Source organism: Thioclava sp. NS-SX20 (assembly GCF_057380695.1).
The window spans coordinates 2,267,660-2,287,433 of sequence record NZ_CM170816.1; the positions used below are offsets into that span (position 1 = coordinate 2,267,660).

Here is a 19,774-nt window from a genome sequence, read left to right on the forward strand (position 1 = left end):
GCCCGGAGAACTCTCCGGGCGTTTCGACATCAGTCCAGTCTGGCGCTTAGCCTTTTTTCAGGCAGCGCTTCCCAAGCGTTTCGGCAATCTGCACGGCATTCAGCGCCGCGCCCTTGCGCAGGTTATCCGAGACGCACCACAGGTTCAGACCATTCTCGATGGTGCTGTCCTGACGGATGCGCGAGATGAAGGTCGCGTAATCGCCCACGCATTCCACGGGGGTGACATAGCCGCCATCCTCGCGCTTATCGACCACCAGAATACCGGGGGCTTCACGCAGGATATCGCGGGCTTCGTCCTCATCAAGGAACTCTTCGAACTCGAGGTTGATCGCTTCCGAGTGACCCACAAAGACCGGCACGCGCACACAGGTCGCGGTGACCTTGATCGCCGGATCGACGATTTTCTTGGTCTCGGCCACCATCTTCCATTCTTCCTTGGTCGAGCCGTCTTCCATGAAGACGTCGATATGGGGAATCACGTTGAAAGCGATCTGCTTGGTGAATTTCTTCGGCTCTTTTTCCTGACCGGGGACGTAAAGGCCCTTGGTCTGGTCCCACAGCTCATCGATCCCTTCCTTGCCTGAGCCGGACACCGACTGGTAGGTCGACACGACAACGCGCTTGATCTTGGCACGGTCATGCAGCGGCTTGAGCGCCACAACCATCTGCGCGGTCGAGCAGTTGGGGTTCGCGATGATGTTCTTCTTGGTGTAGCCATCAACCGCCTCGGGGTTCACTTCCGGCACGACCAGCGGAATCTCCGGATCGTAGCGGTAGAGCGAGGAGTTATCGATGACAACGCAACCCGCTTTCGCCGCGATCGGCGCGTATTGCTTGGTCGCATCCGAGCCGATGGCGAAGAGCGCAATGTCATAGCCAGAGAAGTCGAACCCTTCGATGTCCTTGCACTTGAGTGTCTTGTCGCCATAGCTGACCTCAGTACCAAGGCTCCGGCGCGACGCCAGAGCAACAACCTCATCGGCAGGGAACTCGCGCTCGGCGAGAATATTCAGCATTTCGCGGCCCACATTACCCGTGGCGCCAGCAACGACGACTTTATAGCCCAATTTAGGCCCTCCTTGTACTTCGGACGAGGTGCGACATAGCCCGAATGGCCGTATATTTAAAGGGTTTTCGCGAAATTAGCGGCGAATAAGGCGGTTATCTTGCGCCATCAGCCCTGCGACGAAATCGGCCTCGGAGGTGAAATCATGCGGCACATCTTTGGCGCTGCGGCTGCCCGAAAGCGACAAAGAGGCAAAGAAATCAAAGCCGTATAGAGTCAACTGCCGCAGATCCGAGCGCAAGAGAAGGTCGATCATCATCGCCCCCGTGGTGGGCTGCGCGCCAAGCCGGCTTTGCAGATCCGCATAATCGGCCAGAGGGTGCAGATAGAAACCGTGGCTTGTGGCCGTTTGCCAATCCAGCCGTTTGCGTTTGTGACTCATCCACAGATACCGCCCCGCCCCGATGCGGGCACGGTCCTGCGCCCCGAGCCGCGTCGCAAGGGCCAGCCAGTCCGTGCGGGTGCCGTGGCTTGCCACCGACGGCATCGGGGCACGGTTGATCCGCACCACCACATCCTGCGCATCGATCTCGGCCCCGTGCCGCGTTTCCGCCAGCGACCGCGCATTGCCCACCAGCGCCACCGATTTGCCCGCAAGCCCCGCCAGCAGATCCGCCTGATCCACCGACATCGCGGCCAGAGGTGCCTCCTGCCGCAAAAGCCGCGCCAGATAGAAACCCGCCCGCGTCATGCCAGCAGATCGCGATAGACAGCGATCAGCGCATCGGCTTCGGCATCAATCTGGAAGCGCGCCTCGACATTGCGCCGCGCCGCACGCCCTGCCGCGGCCATCGCTTGCGGATCATCCAGATAGCCCGCCACCGCCGCGCTCATGCCCTCTATATCGCCCGGATCGACCAGCTTGCCGCTTTCCGGCGTCACGATCTCCTCGAAGGCGCCCACGCGGGTCGCCACCACCGGCACATGGCAGGCCATTGCCTCGATGGGCGTCAGGCCGAAGCCCTCCCAACGCTGCGGCGCAACGTAAAGATCAAGCACCCGATACCAGTCGGCCATGCGATCGACCGAGACCTCGGGCATGAACAGGATGCGATGCTCCAGCCCCGCCTGCCCCACTTTACGCTTCAGCCCCGCCAGAAATTCCGAATGCCCTTCGGTTGCGCGGCCCATCACCAGCGCCGAGACATTGGGGCGCGAGGGCAGCAGCGCGATCATCGCCTCCACAAAAGCATCGGTGCCCTTCTGATGGCGGACCCGCCCGTAACAGCCGATCAGCACCCCGCGCGGCAGATTCATCGATGCGCGCAAGGCGCTACGGTCCTGCGCCCTGTCGAATCCCGAGATATCGATGCCATGATGGATCACATGATTGGGCACGCTCAGGTATTCCGCCGTGCGCGCCGAGGTCGCCACCACCGCGTCCATCTGCCCGATCAGCCATTTCGTATAGCCCGTATGCTGCCGCTGGCTGGCCGAGGTGAATAGCAGCTTCAGATCCATGAAACACAGATATTTCAGCGCCAGCCCCAGAGCCATTTCCACATTGCGCCGCGCATGCCAGACACGGCGGCGACGCTTCAGAAACGGCACGCGCCATAGGGCGACATGCGGCACGGTTTCGGGCAAACCCGGCCCGGTGGTCACAATACCGATCTTGCGCGCCTGCAGGGGCACAAGCCGAACAATCGTCGCGGTCACGCCGGACAGGCGACGCTTGAGGTTCGGGGCAATAACATCAATCTCTTTATCCATACCCCTTTCATACCCTGCCTTGCCCGCCTTGTCTTTCGAGAAAATGGCGCGGCGCGGCTTGCCTTCGGGGCGGGCGGGCAGGATGATCGGGGCTGTTTCCATGCCCTGTCAGGACATTCGCATGCCGCTAAACCGTATCGCCCTGCGCCTTTACTGGGACCCGATCATGATGGGGCCCGGCAAGGCCGATCTTTTGCAGGCCATTGCCGAAGAAGGCTCCATTTCCGCCGCCGGACGCCGCATGGGCATGAGCTATCGCCGCGCATGGGCCTTGGTGGAAGAGATGAATGCAGGCTTTTGCGCACCGGTCGTGTCCTCGGCGCGCGGCGGAACAAGGGGCGGCGGCGCGCATCTGACCGAAACCGGCACCGAAGTGCTGCGGCTGTATCGCCAACTGCTGGAACGGTTCCGCGAAAGCTGCAACGACGACATTGCCGCGCTCGAGGCCCTGACCGGCCCCCGCGACTGAAGCCTATGGACGGGAAGCAGAAAAGGGTTATGTTCAGCGAAACATATCGGAGATCCCCGCATGCGCGCCCTGCCCCTTCTTGCCCTGACCACCGTCCTGATGAGCCCGCTTGCCGCCGCAGCGGACCCCGTCATCTTTGCCGCCGCCTCGATGAAAACCGCGCTGGACGAGATCGCGCAGGACTGGGGCGAAACGCATGATCCGGTGACCATCTCCTATGCGGGCTCGTCGAAGCTGGCCCGCCAGATCGAGGCCGGAGCGCCAGCCGATATGTTCATCTCGGCCTCGACCGACTGGATGGACGAGGTCGAGACATCCGGCGCGACCATTGCAGGCACCCGCCACGATCTGCTGGGCAACGCGCTGGTTCTGGTGGCCCATGACGATGTGCAGACCGCCCCCGCCGACTTGCCCAAAGCCTTGGGCCAAGACGGTTTTCTGGCTATGGCACTTGTCGATAGCGTACCGGCGGGGGTCTATGGAAAGCAGGCGCTGACCCATCTGGGGCTGTGGGACCAGCTTTCCGCACATGTCGCACAGGCCGATAACGTGCGCGCGGCTCTGGCCTTGGTGGCCACGGGGGAAAGCCCCTATGGCATCGTCTATGCCACCGATGCCCATGCCGAACCGCATGTGCATATTGCCGCCACCTTTCCCGAAGACAGCCATGATGCGATCACCTATCCGGTGGCGCTGCTGAATACCGGCGCCGATGCGGCGGGGGCCAAAGCCTTTCTGGCCTATCTGACCACGCCCGCTGCCAAAAAGATATTTGCAGCACAGGGCTTCACGGTAAAGCCCTGAGCAGATGCCCATGCTCAGCCCCGAAGAATGGGCCGCCATCGCGCTGTCGCTGAAAGTCTCGCTGGTGGCGGTGCTTTGCGCGCTGCCGGTGGCGATTGCGGTCGCGCTGGTGCTGGCGCGGGGGCGCGGGCCGCTTGTCTGGGGGCTGAATGCGCTGGTGCATCTGCCGCTGATCCTGCCGCCTGTGGTCACCGGCTATATCCTGCTGCTGCTCTTCGGGCGCAACGGCCCCTTGGGCGCCTTCCTTGACCGCGCGATCGGGCTGGTCTTTGCCTTCCAATGGACAGGCGCCGCATTGGCTGCCGCCATCATGGGCTTTCCGCTGATGGTGCGGGCGATATGGCTGGCCATCGAAGCCGTCGATCCCGGCCTTGAACAGGCCGCCCGCACCCTTGGCGCGCGCCCTTTGGGCATGTTCTTCAGCATCACGCTGCCACTGATCGCGCCGGGGATCATCGCGGGGATGATCCTCGCCTTTGCCAAGGCGATGGGCGAATTCGGGGCCACCATCACCTTTGTCTCCAACATTCCGGGGCGGACCCAGACACTGCCTTCAGCGATCTATGCCCTGCTGCAGGTGCCCGGTGCCGAGGCCTCGGTGGCCAAGCTTGCGGGGATTTCCATCGCGATTGCGGTCACGGCCATGCTGGTGTCGGAATCCGTCTCGCGGATGATCGCCAAACGGATCAGGGGGGCATAGAATGCTCAAGGTCCGCCTGAAGCACCGCGCCGGACAGCTTGACCTATCGGCCGAGTTCACCGCCCCCACCGGCGTCACCGCGCTGTTCGGACCCTCAGGGGCGGGCAAATCCACAATCGTCAACGCGATCTCGGGGCTTCTGCGCCCCGCTGCCGGACGCATCACATTGGGCGGAACGGTGCTGTTTGACAGCGCCACCCGCACCAATCTGCCCCTCCATAAACGCCGCATCGGTTATGTCTTTCAAGAACCGCGCCTGTTTCCCCATCTGGGTGTCAGGGGCAATCTGGACTATGGCCGCAGGCGCGCCCCCAAAGACGCACAGGGGCCGGATTTCGATCAGGTGATCGGAATGCTGGGCATCGCGCCCTTGCTCGGGCGCAGGGTCGCGGCGCTCTCGGGCGGCGAAAAAGCCCGCATCTCGATCGGTCGCGCCCTGCTGTCCAAACCGCAGATCCTGCTGATGGACGAACCGCTGGCGGCGCTTGATGCCCCCCGCCGTGCCGAGATCCTGCCCTTTCTGGAGAATCTGCGCGATACCGGCCTGCCGATTGTCTATGTCAGCCATTCCGTGTCCGAGATCGCGCGGCTGGCCGATACGCTGGTGGTGATCGAGGCCGGCAGAACCCGCGCTTCGGGACCGCTGCAGACCCTGCTGGCCGAGCCGGATCTGGCCCCGCTATTCGGGCAGGACGGGGCGGGCGCGGTGATCCATGTGCAGGTTGCCGGACAGGACCCCGATGGCATGACCCGCGTGCAGGGCGCGGGGGGCACGCTTTTTCTGACCAAGCCGCATCCCGTGGGCCAGACGCTGCGGCTGCGCATTCAGGCCAGTGATGTCATCCTGTCGCGCCAACGCCCCGAGGGGCTTTCGGCGTTGAATATCCTGTCGGGACAGGTGCAGAAAATCACCCCGACATCAAAGGCCGAAGACCGGTTCTGGGTCCAGATCCGCTGTGGCGACGAGACGCTGCTGGCCAAGATCACCGCGCGCTCGCGGCAGGCTCTGGATCTGCGGCCCGACACGGAATGTCATGCGATCCTGAAAACCGTGGCCGTCGAACGCCGCGCGCCCCGCCCCTGAACGGCCCTGAGAACAGCCGACACAGGCTAAGGTATAGCAGGCCAAGACATAGGAAACGGCATAGAAAAAGGCGCGGGATGTCCCGCGCCTCCGGCTTCGTCATACGGATGGCTTATTGCGCATTGTCGATCACATCGCGCATATCGCGCGCGACACGGCCCGCACCGGTATTGGTAATCTCGATCCGGCGGGGCTTGAGAGCCTCGGGAACCTCATGCACCAGATCGATATGCAGCATGCCATCCTCATTGCTGGCACCGGTCACACGGACATGATCGGCCAGCCCGAAACGACGCTCGAAAGCGCGGGTGGCGATACCACGATGCAGATAGGTCTTCTGTCCGGCTTCCTCGGATTTGCGGCCCGAGACGATCAGCGCCCCGTCGCGCATCTCGACGGTCAGCTCGTCTGCGGCGAACCCCGCGACAGCGATGGTAATGCGATAGGCATTCTCGGCGGTTTTTTCGATATTGTAGGGGGGATAGCTGGTTTGGGAGACGTCTTTCGACATCACGCTATCCATCAGGTCGGCCATCCGGTCAAAACCGACAGTGGCACGGTAAAGCGGCGAAAGATCAAAGCTACGCATGGGTATCATCCTCTCAGAGCGATGGTTGCCCACCCCGTCCGGGCATGGGCGATGAAATGGGTGCGGGACCCTGTTGCGGCATCCCGACACACTCAATCTGGGAAGGGCCAAACGCCGTTTCAAGCCTTCCTGCCCCGAAGGATTTCAGATTTTTGCCACTCGGCCACAGCCCGCATTGGTGCGGAAGCCTAAGGCGAAACGGATGGCGGCACCGAGAGGAACTTCGCGCCCCCCACCATCTTCGCCCGCTGCCCGCCCGGCTGGCGCAGATCGGTCAGCATATGGCGCATCAGGCTGGCATCGGCCACCACCGCAACCGGCTGCCCCTCAAGCCGCGCCTTGGCCGAGACCACCCCCACGATCTGCGGCCTGCCATGTTTCATGACGAAGACCGGCGCACCGGAGGCCCCATGATCGACATCACAATCCGTGATCATCCGCCCCTCGTTTTTCTGGATCACATAGCAGCGCGCCTGCAGGGAGGGCAGCGCCTCGCGCCCCTCGGCATAGGAGACCACCCACAGCGGATCGCCCTTGCGAGGCACCTCCCCCAGATCGAACGGCATGACCGGCGAGATCCGCACGGGCCTATCCAGTTGCAGCAGAGCCATATCATAGGTCACGCGGTCAAAGGCCTGTGGTCCCTGATAGCGATATTGCGGATGGGGAAACCCCGCCCTGATCTGGCGTTCGACCAAGGCACGGTCTTCGCGCAATCCCATCCGGAAGCGGGCCGTGGTGATCTCGACCCTGCCCCCGCTACGGGGATCAAAGAGACAATGCGCCGCCGTCAGAACCAGATCGGGCGCCACAAGACTGGCGGTGCAGAACCCGCCATCCGCAAAATCGAGCCGCCCGACCGCCTCCCAGCCCCGACCGGCATCCCCCGTGGTCAGGACCCGCAAGGGGGTCTGGGCCCGCAGAGTGGTCTGGGCCGATAGCGCGACAGGGAGAAGCATGGCCAGAAAACAGAGTGATATCATATGCCGGATCATCGCCATTTCCCCGCAAACCGTGCCCGCAGATCGTCAAAGCGGGTCAATACGGCGATTTTAGGACAAACGCGCGGCCCCGAGCGGGGCGGGGCCATCGAGACCCCGCCCCGCTCGGCCCGAAGGGACCTACGGCCCCTTCGGGCTTAGCCCAGCACCTGTGTGACCGCCTTTTTCATCGCCGCCACAATGATATCGGCCTCGGCCTCGCTGAGGCATAGGGGCGGCGCGAAGCCTAGAATGTCGCCCTGTGGCATGGCGCGCCCGATCACCCCTTCTGCGGCCAGTGCCGTGGCGATCTGCGGGCCGATCTTGGCACTCGCGTCAAAGAAGCGGCGGCTGTCGCGGTCTTCGACGAATTCGACCGCGCAGAGCATGCCCTCGCCCCGGATATCACCGACATTCGGATGATCGCCCAAGGCCTCTTTCATCGCCTTGTTCAGATAGGCCCCTGTAGTGCCTGCGTTTTCCACCAGACCTAGGCTATCGATCAGCTTGAGGTTTGCCACCCCTGCTGCCGCGCCAATGGGGTGGGCAGAATAGGTCCAGCCATGACCGATCGGGCCGTTTTCATCGGTGCCCTGTTCCAGCACCTTCCACATCTTCTCCCCCACAATCGACCCCGACAGCGGCGCATAGGCCGAGGTCAGCCCTTTGGCGATGGTGATCAGATCGGGCTTCATCCCGTAATGATCCGAGCCGAACATCGTGCCCAGCCGCCCGAAGCCCGTGACGACCTCATCGGCCACCAGAAGGATGTCATGCTTGGCCAGCACCTTCTGGACCCCTTCCCAGTAACCTGCGGGCGGCGGCACGATGCCTCCTGTGCCCAGAACCGGCTCGCCGATGAAGGCGGCGATAGTATCTGCGCCCTCGCGTTCGATCAGCGCCTCCAGCTCGGCCACACAATGGGCGGTGAAGGCTTCCTCGGTCTCGATCCCCTCGGGGCGACGGAAGTAATAGGGGGCCTCGGTGTGCAGGATCGGCGCGCGCGGCAGGTCGAATTTATTGTGGAAACCCGATAGCCCTGTCAGAGACCCCGTCATCACCCCCGAGCCATGATAGCCCCGCCAGCGCGAGATGATCTTTTTCTTCTCGGGGCGGTTCAGGATGTTGTTGTAATACCAGATCAGCTTGATGTTGGTTTCATTCGCATCCGAGCCCGACAGCCCGAAATAGACCTTGGACATGCCCTTGGGGGCGCGCTCCATGACCATCTGCGCCAGCGTGATCGAGGCCTCGGTCCCATGGCCCACATAGGCGTGATAATAGGCCAGCTCGCGCGCCTGATCGGCAATCGCATCGGCAATCTCGGGGCGGCCATAGCCCACATTCACGCAGTAAAGCCCCGCAAAAGCGTCCAGCATCTGGCGGCCATCGCGGTCCTCGATATAGACCCCCTTGGCGGTACGGATCACGCGGGTCGGGGTCTCGCCACGGGCATGCTGTGCCAGATGGGTCGAGGGGTGGAAGAAGTTCTCGCGGTCCCAGCGGGCGAGTTGGTCATTGGTCAGCATAATGCCTCCTTTCATCATCACTTAGATACCCCAGTCGCGGCAGAGGTATTTGATCTCCATAAATTCCTGCATGCCCATGCGTGCGCCCTCGCGGCCAAGGCCGGATTGCTTCATGCCGCCAAAGGGGATGGGCGCGCCGGTGACCTTGGTGCGGTTCACCGCCACCATGCCGAACTGTAGCGCGCGGCTCATGCGGTAGATGCGCTTGGGGTCGCGGCTGTGGATATAGGCCATCAGCCCGTAATCGCCTGTATTCGCACGGGCAATCACCTCGGCTTCACTATCAAAGGGCGTGATCGGCGCGATGGGGCCGAAGGTTTCCTCGCGCATGATCTTGGCGTCATCGGGCACATCGGTCAGCACGGTCGGCTGGAAGAACAGCCCCTGATGCGTGCCGCCCGTGGCCAGCTTCGCGCCTTTGGCCAAAGCGTCGTCCAGATGCTCGACCTGTTTGCCGATGGCGCCTTCATTCATCAAGGGGCCGATATCGGGGTCGTCAATCCCGCGCCCGACGGTCAGCGCCTGAACGGCCTCGGTGAATTTCGCGCAGAAGGCATCATAGATCGGGCGCTCGACATAGATGCGGTTGGCGGCCAGACAATCCTGCCCCGAGGTGGCGAATTTGGCCTTGAGCGTCTCGGCCACGGCGCGGTCCAGATCGGCACCCTTGAAGATGATCACCGGCGCATGGCCGCCCAGTTCCAGCACCAGCCGTTTCACCGTCTGGGCCGATTGCGCATACAGTAGCTTGCCGATGGCGGTGGAGCCGGTGAACGACAGCGCCCGCACGCGAGGGTCTTCGCACCAAGGGGTGACGATATCGGGCGCATGGCCCGTGACCACATTGAAGACGCCCGCCGGAAAGCCCGCCCGTTCGGCCAGTTCCGCCAAGGCCAGCGCGGAATAGGGCGTCTCGGCCGAAGGGTGCGCCACCACGGTACAGCCCGCCGCCAAGGCCGCTGCCGCCTTGCGCGTCAGCATGGCCGAAGGGAAATTCCACGGGGTAACCAGCGCCGCCACACCAACGGGCTCCAGCCAGAGTTCCATCTCGGCATCGGGCAGATGCGAGGTCACGCTTTCCACATTGGGGCGCTTGGCTTCCTCGGCGTAGAATTCGACGAAACTCGCGGCATAGTCAATCTCGCCACGCGCCTCCGATATCGGCTTGCCCTGTTCGGCCACCATAATGCGGGCAAGGTCTTCTTTTGCCTCGGTAATCAGGTCGAACCAGCGGCGCAGGATCGCCGCGCGCTCTTGTGGCAGGGTTACAGACCACGCGCCAAAGGCACGATCGGCTGCCTCAACGGCCCCCACGGCCTGCGCGCCCGAGAGGCTGGCGACATGGCCCAATTCCGCCCCGTCGCTCGGGTCGACAACGGCAAAGGCGCGCGCGTCCCCTGCCTGCCATTTGCCATCCACATAGGCGAAACTTCGCAGCAGGCGGCGGTCTTTCAGGGCGGCTCGGTCGGAAATAGCAGCATCCAGCATGGGCGGGTCTCCTTTCCCGTCCAGTCTGCCCGATCCAACCCGCCTGCGAGACCGAAGATCACCCATCCGCAGCCCAAGCGGACTGCCGCGCGGGCGATCTCAGTCCAGATGGCCTGCCAGCAGATCAAAGGGCGGCAGGCCCTGTTTTACCGGCTTGGTCACGATATAGGTGAAATAGCGCGCAATCCCGATGCGCCCCTCCAGCAGCGTGTCGATCAGCCGCTGGTAGCTGTCGATATCGCGGGTAACGATCTGCATGAGGTAATCGAACCCGCCGCCCAAAGCCCAGACATTCACGATCTCGGGGATCGGCTGCACGGCATCCTCGAAAATCCGGAAGGTCGCGGCCTTATGGTCGGCCAGCTCGGCGGCCACAAAGACCGTCACATGCGGGCCCAGTTTTTTCAGCGCGATCCGCGCGCCATAGCCCTCGACCAGCCCCGCAGCCTCAAGCTTGCGCAGCCGGTCCCAAGCGGGCGTGGGCGAAAGATTGATACGCTCGGCCAGCGCCGCTTTGGTGATGCGGCCTTCGCGGGCAAGCGTTGTCAGAATGGCAAGGTCACGGTCGTCAAGCTTCAGCATGAGGCGATGATAGCCCAGCGCGCGCGGCCCTGCATCCGGCAAAAACGACGAAGTGAAGGAAACTTCCAAAGGGTCTGCCCGTTAGGGAGACACCCCCTGAGGAAAGGATATCCGATGTCTCCTGTAACGCCGCAACCGACCAAAGCCGCCAACCGCCTGAAAGGCAAAATCGCCATTGTCACCGGCGGCTCGTCGGGGATCGGGGCGGCCATTGCCGAGACCTACGCGCAGGAGGGGGCGGATCTGGTGATCACCTACCGCTCGGATGAAGCGGGCGCCAAGAAGACCGCCGATCATGTGGCCGCCCACGGCAGTCTGGTGGAGATCGTGAAATGCGATCTGTCCAAGCTTGACGACATCGAGGCGCTTTTTGCCAAGACGCAGGACCGGTTCGGAGCGGCGGATATTCTGGTGAATAACGGCGGGATGGACCCCGCCCCCGCCGAGCTGGACCAGATGGACCCCGAAGACTGGTCCAAGGTGATCGCCGTCAATCTGACCGGCCCCGCCATGGCTTCGGCGGCCTTCACCCGTATGCGCAAGGCAGCGGGCGGCGGTGGGCGCATTGTCACCGTGTCTTCGGTGCATGAGAACGTCCCGCGCGGGGGCACCTCGGCCTATGATGCGTCCAAGGGCGGGCTACGCATGCTGACCCGCACGCTGGCGCTGGAACTCGCGCCGCATAGGATCACCGCCAATAACATCCTTCCCGGCATGATCCTGACGCCGATCAACCAGGAGGCCATCGACGATCCCGAACTGCGCAAGGAGATGGAGAGCCATATCCCGTGGGGCCGCGCGGGCCAGCCGTGGGAGGTGGCGAAAATGGCGGTCTATCTGGCTTCGACGGATGCGGAATATGTGACGGGCCAGAGCTTTGCCATTGATGGCGGGCTGTCGATCAACCTTGGTCAGGGGGCATAAGATGGAGGGCCGCATCACCCGTCCGCTGTTGCACACCCCTGCCGACACCGCTCTGGCCGACCTGCCCCAGCGCAAAAACGCCTATCCGCCGATCCGCGATTTCGCCCTGATCGGAGACACGCTGACCGCCGCGATTGTCGCACGCGACGGGGCGATCGAATTCCTCTGCCTGCCGGATTTCGATGGCGATGCGGTCTTCACCGGCATGCTGGATGCGCGACGCGGCGGGCGGTTCTTTGTGGGCCCCACTGTGCAGGGGGAAATCACCCGCGACTATATCGGGGATAGCGCCGTTTTACGTACCACCCATCACACGCCGCAGGGGGTCTTGCAGGTCACCGACCTGATGCCGATGGGCGAACGCGCAGATGGCTCGATCGGCGGCGACAGGCAGGTGCTGCGCATTGTCGAAGCGTTGGAAGGTGCGCCGGAACTGGCCGTGCTGATCAACCCGATGCTGGACTGGGGCGCGACCCTGCCCGACCTCCGGCAGGATGAGGATGGTAGCTGGCGGATGGAATTCGGCCATGACGGGCTGCGCTTTGTGTCCGATGTGGATCTGTCCCCTGTCGCCCCCGGCGCTTTGGGCGGATCCTGCACGCTTCAGGCGGGCGAGACCCGTTTTGCCCTGCTGACCAGCGCCAGCCCCGATGCCCGCCCTGTGGATGCTGGCACGCCTCGGCGTGAACTCGACCGCACCTTGGCCTATTGGAAAAAGATCAACACGGGCTGCAAACCCGAAGGCCCTTTCCGCAAGGCGATCATGCGCAGCGCGGTGACCCTGCATCTTTTGCACTACAACAACTCGGGCGCGCTGCTGGCCGCCCCCACGGCGGGCCTGCCCGAGACCATCGGCGGGGTGCGCAATTACGACTACCGCTTCTGCTGGATCAGGGATGCCACTTTTGTGCTGCATGCGTTTTTCGCGCTGAACCTGCCTGACTGTGCCCAGAATTTCTTCCGCTGGCTGATGCAGGCCGCGCGCCAGTCCGCTCCGCGTCTGGGGGTGTTCTATTCCATCGGCAAGGAACATGATCCGGGCACGCGCACACTGACGGCGCTTGAGGGCTATCGCGGCTCGGCGCCGCTGATCATCGGCAATGACGCACAGGGTCAGCTCCAACTGGACGGCTATGGGGCCGTACTGGATTGCGCGCGCATGTATGTGCGTCATGGCGGCACCCTCTCCGAGGAGGAACAGACCCGCCTGCAGGGCTATGCGCAGGCGGCCATGCTGGATTGGACCCTGCCCGATAACGGCCTGTGGGAAATTCCGGGGTCGCGCCAGCATCACACCTATTCCAAGGCGATGTGCTGGCAGGCGCTGGATGCCTGGCTTGATCTGATCGAATTGGGCGCCGTGAAGGATGACCCCGAGGCCTACCGCAGCGAACATGCCCGCATCCGCGACTATGTTCTGTCGCGGGCATGGAGCGAGGAGGTCGGTGCCTTTACCGGCGCGATCGGGCGCGACTGGCTGGATGCCTCGGTTCTGCTGCTGCCCCGCATCGGGATTGTCGCGCCGGACGACCCGAAGATGGTGGCCACCTATCAGACCCTGAAGCGCGAGCTGTCTCAGGGGCCGCATTTCCGCCGCTATCAGGAAGGGGTGGATGGCATTGCGGGCAATGAAGGGCACTTCATGGCCTGTGGTTTCTGGGCGGCAGATTACCTCACCCGCGCGGGCCGCATCACTGAGGCCGAGGCGCAGATTTCCGGCCTTCTGGCCACGGCGAATGATCTGGGGCTGATGCCCGAAGAGATCGCCCCCGCAAGCGGCGACCACTTGGGCAATTTCCCGCAGGCCTTTTCCCATGCGGGGCTGATTGCGGCGGCCGTCGCGCTGGAAGAGGCCCGTGGCACGCGCGCCGATTGCGACTAAAGCGCCTCGGCCACCTGCCCCAAAAGCTTCAGACCGGGGCGCACCGCCTCGGTCCGGATGCAGCTGAGCCCCAGCCGGATGTAACGCCCCGCGCCTTCGGCTCCGGTGAAAGGATCGCCCAGCTCGAAAGCCACGCCACGGGCCAGCGCGCCCTGCAACAGCGCGGCATTATCCATGCCTTCGGGCAGCTTTAGCCAGAGGCTCGACCCGCCATGACAGGGATCGGGCGCGCGAAACCCCGCGAGGTCTTGAGGAAGGCGGTCGATCACCTGATACCAGCGTTCGGCATGAGCCTCGCGCAGCCGCCGCATCAACGCCAGATAATGCCCCTCGGCCAGAAAGATCGCCGCCGTGCGCTGATTGTTCAGCGGCGCCGAGCGGTGCAGAAGCCTGCGCATCCAGCGCGCCTCATGCACAAAGCCCTCGGGTGCCACCATAAACCCAAGCCGCACCCCCGGCGCGAGGATCTTCGACATGGTGCCAAGGTAAATCACCCGCCCCGCCCGATCCTGAGACTTCAACGCGGGGCCTCGGGCCAAGGCCAGTTCTCCCTCGTAATCATCCTCGAGGATCAGGAAATCCTCGTCGCTCGCACGGTCCAGCCAGTCGGCGCGGCGGGTGGGTGACATCACCGTCATCGTCGGACAATGCGAGGCGGGTGTCAGCACCGCCAGATCAAGCCCAGAGACAGGCGCCGCCCCTTCCGCATCCACGCCCAGATCCACCGGCTCGGCCCCTGTCAGGCCAAAGATGAAGCGCGCATCGGGATAGCCCGGACGCTCCAACCCGACACGCGCGCCCTCGCCCGCCAGAAGACGCGCCGCCAGATACAGCCCCTCCTGCGCGCCCAAGGTAATCAGGATCTCTTCGGGGCGGGCAAAGATCCCCCGCGCAGGCAGAATGCGGGTGCGGATCTGTTCGATCAGCATCGGGTCATCTTCCACCGCGCGATCCGCCGACCACCAGTCCAGCGCCGACCGCCCCATCATATCGCGCGAACAGGCCCGCCACGCCTGAATGGGAAAGAGCGTCGGGTCCACCTGCCCGTAGATGAAGGGATAGGGGTAATCGGCCCAATTGGTCATCTTGCGGATTTGCTCGAACGCCGAGGGCCGCGCCCGCAGCCTGCTGGCCCAATGGATCGCCCCCTCCGCCGCCGTCTCGGGCATGGGCTGCGCGCGCACCGCCACATAGACCCCGCGCTTGGGCTGGGCCTCCAGATAGCCGCGCGCGACCAGTTCGTCATAGGCCAGCGTCACCGTATTACGCGCCACCCCCAGCGATTGCGCCAGACTGCGCGAGCCGGGCATCTTCTGAGCCGGACGCAGCCGCCCCTGCTCGATGGCGGTGATGATCCCCTGCCGCAACTGGCGCTGCAACGGATCGGGGCTGGATCTGTCCAGCGTCAGACCTAGGGATGGTTTCGCCTGCTCTGCCATAGGTTTCCGCCTAAAATTCTCGCAACCGCCCTGCCAAATGCAGAATGCCTTGGCCCTGCTATAACATGCCCGCCAATCTGGCACCATCGCTTGCGCCAATCTGGCCCTATCAGCGCCAGCCTGAAAAAGATTGGGTAAAGCGGAGTTTCAAGAAAAGGATGGCCCCGATGGACGGTCACGCACTTAATGACATTCAGGCCACTGTCGATGCCGATAAGGCCCATGTCTTCCACCACCTGTTCCAACACGCGAAGCTGCGCACCCATGACCCGCGCATCATCGTCGAGGGCAAAGGCATGTCGGTCTGGGACCAGAACGGGCGCGAGTATCTGGATTCGGTTTCGGGCGGCGTCTGGACGGTGAATGTGGGTTATGGCCGCGAAAGCATCGCCAATGCGGTGCGCGACCAGCTTATCAAGATCAACTATTTCGCGGGTTCGGTCGGGTCCATCCCCGGCGCGCAATTCGCGGAACGTCTGACGGAAAAGACCCCGGGCCTGACCCGTCTGTACTATGTGAACTCGGGCACCGAGGCCAATGAGAAAGCATGGAAGATGGTCCGCCAGATCGCGCATAAGCATCACGGCGGCAAGAAGTGGAAGATCCTCTACCGCGAACGCGACTATCATGGCTCGTCGCTGGCGGCATTGGCCGCCTGTGGCCAGCACCAGCGCGCCGACCAATATGGCCCCTTCCCCGAGGGCTTCATCCCCGTGCCGCATTGCCTTGAATACCGCGCACAATGGGACGTGGAAAACTACGGTGAACGCGCGGCGGATGCCATCGAAGAGGTCATCCTGCGCGAAGGCCCCGATACCGTGGGCGCGCTCTGCCTAGAACCCGTCACCGCGGGCGGTGGTGTCATCGTGCCGCCCAAGGGCTATTGGGAGCGCGTGCAGGAGATCTGCAAGAAATACGACATCCTGCTGCATATCGACGAGGTCGTCTGTGGCATGGGCCGCACCGGCGAGTGGTTCGGCTATCAGAACTACGGCATCAAACCCGATTTCGTGACCTGCGCCAAAGGCGTGGCCTCGGGCTATGCCGCCATCGCCTGTATGCTGACCACCGATGAGGTCTTCGAGAAATTCCGCACAGACCCCGATGACGAGATGAGCTATTTCCGCGATATCTCGACATTCGGCGGCTGCACGGCGGGCCCTGCTGCGGCGCTGGAGAACATGCGCATCATCGAGGATGAGGGCCTTCTGGCCAATACCAAGGCGATGGGCGACTATATGATAAGCCGCCTGCAAGAGCTGAAGGAAAGGCACAAAGTCATCGGCGATGTGCGCGGCAAGGGCCTGTTCTGCGGCGCCGAACTGGTGGCCGACCGCGCCACCAAGGAGCCGCTGGCCGAGAAGCTGGTGCAATCGGTTGTGGCCTCGGCGGATGCGGATGGCGTGCTGATCGGCGCCACGGCGCGGTCGTTCAAGGGCTTCAACAACACGCTCTGCTTCAGCCCCGCGCTGATCGTGGACCAGCCCAAGATCGACCGGATCATCGAGGCCGTTGATCGCGGCCTTGCCAAACTGGCCTGAACCAGGCTTAAGCTATCCGGAACAAGGCAGGGGCCCGCTCCTGCCTTTTTCATGACCCGCGCAGGTCTGCCCCTACAGGAGAGCCCATATGACCCTTGCCACTCTGCTGACCTTCGCCCTTGTCACCACGCTGCTGGTGATCTCGCCCGGACCGAACGGCCTGCTGATCGCGCGCATCGTGCCGCTTTCGGGGCGACGGGCGGGGTTTGCGGCGGTCTGCGGCTTTGTGGCGGCCTTCTACCTGCATGGGACGCTGTCGGTGCTGGGAATCTCGGCGATACTGACGCAATCGGCATGGGCCTATAATGTCTTCAAAATGCTGGGCGCGGGCTATCTGGTCTGGCTCGGGGTCAAATCGCTGATCGCTGCGGCCCGTGGCGTGACGCCCTCGCCCCATGCCCCCGAACTGCGCCAGACCCGCAAGCGCCGTGCCTTCATCGAAGGCTTCCTGACCAATGCGCTCAACCCGAAGGTCTCGCTTTTCTATCTTGCGGCCTTTCCGCAATTCCTGCCTGCGGATCATGGCATCGCCCAGCCCTTCGCGCTGGTCACCCTGCATGCCACGATCAATGCGCTATGGTTCTCGGCTATGGTGATGGCGCTTGGTGGCCTCAGGGCCGTCACCCGCCGCCCCGCCTTCCAGCGCGCCCTGAAGGCCGTGACGGGCGTGGTCTTTATCGGCTTCGGGGTGAAACTGGCGCAAAGCCGGATTGCCCCATAAGCTATGAGCAGTAAGCCATGATCCGCCTTGCCACGCCGCAAGACGAGGCCGCCATCCGCGCCTGCGCGATCGAGGCCTACAGCCCCTATATCGCCCGCATGGGCCGCGACCCGGCCCCCATGAGCGCCGATTACGCCGCCCAGATCGCGCAAGGATTGGTCCATATGGCCTGTGACGGGGCGTTTCTGGGCTTCATCACCTTCTATGACGAAGGCCCCCATATCCTGTTGGAAAATGTCGCGGTATCGCGTGCCGCGCGGGGCCGTGGCACGGGCCGCAAGCTGATCGCCTTTTGCGAAGAGGCCGCCCGTCAGGCAGGCAAGCCGGTACAGCTTTATACCAATGCCAAAATGACCGAGAACCTCGCGCTTTATCCGCGTCTGGGCTATGCCAAGATCGGGGAACGGGTGGAAAACGGCTTCCACCGCGTCTATTTCCAGAAAAATCCGGCGTGAAGCGCGGGGCTTGCACCGCGATCCCTCTGGCCATACGCCCCGCCCCGCGTTAAACCCTGCGCAAACTCATCTGAAAGGCGGATATATGGCACGTCACCTCGTCACCTCGGCGATTCCCTATATCAACGGCATCAAACACCTCGGGAATCTCGTCGGCTCGCAGCTTCCGGCGGATCTTTTCGCCCGCTACCAGCGTGCGCGCGGCAATGAGGTCATGTTCATCTGCGCCACCGACGAACATGGCACCCCCGCCGAACTGGCCGCCCAGAAGGCCGGCAAACCCGTGGCCGAGTATTGCGCGGAAATGCACGCGGTGCAGGCCCGTATCGCGGAAGGTTTCCGCCTGAGCTTTGACCACTTCGGGCGGTCTTCCAGCACTCAGAACCGTGCGCTGACCCAAGCCTTCGCCAAGCGCCTGTTCGATATGGGGCTGATCCGCGAAGTCTCGGAAAAGCAGATGTATTCCAACGCCGATGGCCGCTTCCTGCCGGACCGCTATATCGAGGGCACCTGCCCCAATTGCGGCTATGACAGCGCGCGCGGCGACCAATGCGATAATTGCACCAAGCAGCTCGATCCGGTGGATCTGATCAACCCGCGCTCGGTGATTTCGGGCTCGACCGATCTGGAAATGCGCGAGACCAAGCACCTCTTCCTGCGCCAGTCGGCCATGAAGGACAAGCTGGACGCATGGATCGACAGCAAGACCGACTGGCCGGTGCTGACCACCTCGATTGCCAAGAAGTGGCTGCATGACGGCGACGGGTTGCAGGACCGCGGCATCACCCGCGACCTCTCTTGGGGTGTGCCTGCGCAATTCGAGGGCGCGCCTTGGGAGGGCATGGAGGGCAAGGTCTTCTACGTCTGGTTCGACGCGCCGATCGAATATATCGCGGGCACGCAGGAATGGGCCGAAGCCTCGGGCGGCGATTGGGAACGCTGGTGGCGCACCGATAAAGGCGCCGAGGATGTGACCTATACCCAGTTCATGGGCAAGGATAACGTGCCCTTCCACACGCTCTCCTTCCCCGCGACGATCCTTGGTTCGGACGAGCCGTGGAAGCTGGTGGATTACATCAAATCCTTCAACTACCTCAATTATGATGGTGGCCAGTTCTCGACCTCGCGCGGGCGCGGCGTCTTCATGGATCAGGCGCTTGAAATCCTGCCGTCGGATTACTGGCGCTGGTGGCTTCTGTCGCACGCGCCCGAGTCGGCGGATGCCGAATTCACCTGGGAGAATTTCCAGGTATCGGTGAATAAGGATCTGGCCGATGTGCTGGGCAATTTTGTCTCGCGGATCACCAAATTCACCCGTTCCAAATTCGGTGAGGCGATCCCCGAGGGCGGCGATTGGGGCGAGGCAGGCGAGGCATTGATTGCCGAGCTGACCACCCGCATCCGCGACTACGAGCGCTTCATGGAGGCCAAAGAGGTCCGCAAGGCCGCAGCCGAGCTGCGCGCGATCTGGGTGGCGGGCAACGAATACCTGCAATCCTCGGCGCCTTGGTCGGTGTTCAAGACCGATCCGGTGCAGGCGGGCGCGATTGCACGTCTGGCACTGAACCTCGTGCCGCTTTACGCGGTGCTCTCGGCGCCCTTCATCCCCGATGCGGCAGCGTCCATGCTGGAAGGCATGCATGCAACCGACCAAACCTGGCCCGAGGATGTGGCCGCCGCCGTACGCGCCCTGCCCGAAGGCCATGCCTTCACCACGCCGGACGTGCTGTTTGGCAAGATCTCGGACGAAGAGCGCGAGGATTGGCAAAGCCGCTTTGCGGGCATCCGCACCTGAGCCAGTGCTCC

Annotated in this window: 19 protein-coding genes; 10 read left to right on the forward strand and 9 right to left on the reverse strand. The window is 63.3% G+C overall.

What is annotated here, in order from left to right; translation table 11 throughout:
• Positions 1 to 46 precede the first annotated feature (46 nt).
• The 3 genes from AC2ISB_RS11120 to AC2ISB_RS11130 form a co-directional block, all read right to left on the reverse strand.
• Positions 47 to 1,069, reverse strand: coding sequence for an aspartate-semialdehyde dehydrogenase (locus tag AC2ISB_RS11120; protein WP_339108271.1), 1,023 nt, complete (start codon positions 1,067 to 1,069; stop codon positions 47 to 49).
• A 75-nt stretch (positions 1,070 to 1,144) separates the two neighbouring features.
• A complete protein-coding gene (locus AC2ISB_RS11125) occupies positions 1,145 to 1,759 on the reverse strand; it encodes a glycosyltransferase family 29 protein (RefSeq protein WP_339108272.1) in 615 nt (204 codons plus the stop codon).
• Complete coding sequence (locus AC2ISB_RS11130; protein WP_486576794.1) at positions 1,756 to 2,781, reverse strand: glycosyltransferase family 4 protein; 1,026 nt, start codon at positions 2,779 to 2,781, stop codon at positions 1,756 to 1,758. The genes AC2ISB_RS11125 and AC2ISB_RS11130 overlap by 4 nt, the downstream gene beginning before the upstream one ends.
• A 121-nt stretch (positions 2,782 to 2,902) precedes the next feature.
• Here AC2ISB_RS11130 and AC2ISB_RS11135 point away from each other — a divergent pair, with 121 nt between their 5' ends.
• The 4 genes from AC2ISB_RS11135 to modC are packed head-to-tail and all read left to right on the forward strand — an operon-like array spanning position 2,903 to position 5,838.
• Complete coding sequence (locus AC2ISB_RS11135; protein WP_406721314.1) at positions 2,903 to 3,250, forward strand: winged helix-turn-helix domain-containing protein; 348 nt, start codon at positions 2,903 to 2,905, stop codon at positions 3,248 to 3,250.
• Between the two features lie 60 nt (positions 3,251 to 3,310).
• On the forward strand, positions 3,311 to 4,054 hold the full coding sequence (gene modA, locus AC2ISB_RS11140) for a molybdate ABC transporter substrate-binding protein (RefSeq protein ID WP_486575041.1): 744 nt from the start codon (positions 3,311 to 3,313) through the stop codon (positions 4,052 to 4,054).
• Positions 4,055 to 4,058: 4 nt separating this feature from the next.
• A complete protein-coding gene (gene modB / locus AC2ISB_RS11145; protein WP_406736014.1) occupies positions 4,059 to 4,754 on the forward strand; it encodes a molybdate ABC transporter permease subunit in 696 nt (231 codons plus the stop codon).
• 1 nt (position 4,755) lies between these two features.
• On the forward strand, positions 4,756 to 5,838 hold the full coding sequence (gene modC / locus AC2ISB_RS11150; RefSeq protein WP_486575043.1) for a molybdenum ABC transporter ATP-binding protein: 1,083 nt from the start codon (positions 4,756 to 4,758) through the stop codon (positions 5,836 to 5,838).
• A 112-nt stretch (positions 5,839 to 5,950) separates the two neighbouring features.
• Here modC and AC2ISB_RS11155 read toward each other — a convergent pair whose 3' ends face one another.
• The 5 genes from AC2ISB_RS11155 to AC2ISB_RS11175 all read right to left on the reverse strand — a co-directional run bounded on the left by AC2ISB_RS11155 (position 5,951) and on the right by AC2ISB_RS11175 (position 11,006).
• Complete coding sequence (locus tag AC2ISB_RS11155; RefSeq protein WP_339108277.1) at positions 5,951 to 6,427, reverse strand: Hsp20 family protein; 477 nt, start codon at positions 6,425 to 6,427, stop codon at positions 5,951 to 5,953.
• A 188-nt stretch (positions 6,428 to 6,615) separates the two neighbouring features.
• Positions 6,616 to 7,422 carry a trypsin-like serine peptidase gene (locus AC2ISB_RS11160; RefSeq protein WP_486575045.1) on the reverse strand — a complete coding sequence of 269 codons (807 nt, stop codon included), beginning with the start codon at positions 7,420 to 7,422 and terminating at the stop codon, positions 6,616 to 6,618.
• A gap of 143 nt (positions 7,423 to 7,565) precedes the next feature.
• Positions 7,566 to 8,936, reverse strand: coding sequence for an aminotransferase (locus AC2ISB_RS11165; protein ID WP_486575047.1), 1,371 nt, complete (start codon positions 8,934 to 8,936; stop codon positions 7,566 to 7,568).
• Positions 8,937 to 8,957: 21 nt separating this feature from the next.
• Positions 8,958 to 10,424: an NAD-dependent succinate-semialdehyde dehydrogenase gene (locus tag AC2ISB_RS11170; protein WP_486575049.1), complete on the reverse strand. Its 1,467-nt coding sequence runs from the start codon at positions 10,422 to 10,424 to the stop codon at positions 8,958 to 8,960.
• Between the two features lie 99 nt (positions 10,425 to 10,523).
• On the reverse strand, positions 10,524 to 11,006 hold the full coding sequence (locus AC2ISB_RS11175; protein WP_486576796.1) for an Lrp/AsnC family transcriptional regulator: 483 nt from the start codon (positions 11,004 to 11,006) through the stop codon (positions 10,524 to 10,526).
• Positions 11,007 to 11,120: 114 nt separating this feature from the next.
• Between AC2ISB_RS11175 and AC2ISB_RS11180 the strand changes: the two genes are divergently transcribed.
• Both AC2ISB_RS11180 and AC2ISB_RS11185 read left to right on the forward strand, forming a co-directional pair.
• Entirely contained in the window at positions 11,121 to 11,930 is an 810-nt protein-coding gene (locus AC2ISB_RS11180; RefSeq protein WP_486575051.1) for an SDR family NAD(P)-dependent oxidoreductase, read from the forward strand.
• Position 11,931: 1 nt separating this feature from the next.
• On the forward strand, positions 11,932 to 13,812 hold the full coding sequence (locus tag AC2ISB_RS11185; RefSeq protein WP_486575053.1) for a glycoside hydrolase family 15 protein: 1,881 nt from the start codon (positions 11,932 to 11,934) through the stop codon (positions 13,810 to 13,812).
• On the opposite strand, the gene AC2ISB_RS11190 is transcribed toward AC2ISB_RS11185, so the two are convergent.
• Complete coding sequence (locus tag AC2ISB_RS11190) at positions 13,809 to 15,251, reverse strand: aminotransferase-like domain-containing protein (protein ID WP_486575055.1); 1,443 nt, start codon at positions 15,249 to 15,251, stop codon at positions 13,809 to 13,811. The two genes, AC2ISB_RS11185 and AC2ISB_RS11190, sit on opposite strands and share 4 nt — an antisense overlap.
• Before the next feature lie 167 nt (positions 15,252 to 15,418).
• Between AC2ISB_RS11190 and AC2ISB_RS11195 the strand changes: the two genes are divergently transcribed.
• The 4 genes from AC2ISB_RS11195 to metG all read left to right on the forward strand — a co-directional run bounded on the left by AC2ISB_RS11195 (position 15,419) and on the right by metG (position 19,763).
• On the forward strand, positions 15,419 to 16,792 hold the full coding sequence (locus tag AC2ISB_RS11195; protein WP_486575057.1) for an aminotransferase family protein: 1,374 nt from the start codon (positions 15,419 to 15,421) through the stop codon (positions 16,790 to 16,792).
• Between the two features lie 88 nt (positions 16,793 to 16,880).
• Entirely contained in the window at positions 16,881 to 17,513 is a 633-nt protein-coding gene (locus tag AC2ISB_RS11200) for a LysE family translocator (protein ID WP_339108285.1), read from the forward strand.
• Positions 17,514 to 17,530: 17 nt separating this feature from the next.
• Positions 17,531 to 17,968 carry a GNAT family N-acetyltransferase gene (locus AC2ISB_RS11205; RefSeq protein WP_486575059.1) on the forward strand — a complete coding sequence of 146 codons (438 nt, stop codon included), beginning with the start codon at positions 17,531 to 17,533 and terminating at the stop codon, positions 17,966 to 17,968.
• 85 nt (positions 17,969 to 18,053) lie between these two features.
• Positions 18,054 to 19,763: a methionine--tRNA ligase gene (gene metG / locus AC2ISB_RS11210; protein WP_406736004.1), complete on the forward strand. Its 1,710-nt coding sequence runs from the start codon at positions 18,054 to 18,056 to the stop codon at positions 19,761 to 19,763.
• The last annotated feature ends 11 nt before the right edge of the window (positions 19,764 to 19,774 follow it).